Annotated in this window: 1 protein-coding gene; it reads right to left on the bottom strand. The window is 40.4% G+C overall.

Annotation, left to right across the window (positions count from 1 at the left end; genetic code table 11):
• The coding region (locus AC1DWB_RS36995) for a phage integrase N-terminal SAM-like domain-containing protein (protein ID WP_477546004.1) at window positions 1-591 on the bottom strand (591 nt) is incomplete at both ends.

The raw sequence follows: 591 nt of genomic DNA, 5'->3' as shown, positions 1-591 counted from the left end.
ACATTAAATACACGCAGTACCTCATCAACGGACAAAACAGCTGGAAGTTTTTTTTCTTTCTTAGGTCGTGGGAGATTTAGGATGAGATCAGGTCGTCCGCATACCATACCGAGAAAAATCTTCAATGCACTCATTGTCTGATTAATATAAGAATGAGAACGGTCCTGCGCAAATATTCGTAGGAGATAAGTTTGTACATCAGCGACTTTTAACTGTAGAAACACTTCAGCATGGGTTTCACAAAAACGTCGGACATGGCCTTCATATGCCTTTTTGGTTTTCATGCTGAAGCCTTTAAGAGTCATAAGATTTGTCAATTGGTCCAAGTGATCACGTATGACTTTGGCCGTTGCAGCGTCGTAAGGGAACCATTTTCGAATAAGAAGTTCTTCTTGTCGCAATGAGTTGGAGAAATCAACATGTTCAGGGCCAAACAATTCATAAAGTAATTGAATCGTTTTCTCATTATTGGGAACGGTCCATTCTAAATTCGCTATCGCCCATACGCGGCCAGGTATCTTTCGTAGCTTGAGAACCACATCCGCACGATAACCGTTTGTTTTAATACTAAAACATTCGTTACTTCTAGTG

This window comes from Paenibacillus sp. P4_E11 (assembly GCF_056401635.1).
This window is presented reverse-complemented; position numbering and strand designations above follow the sequence as displayed.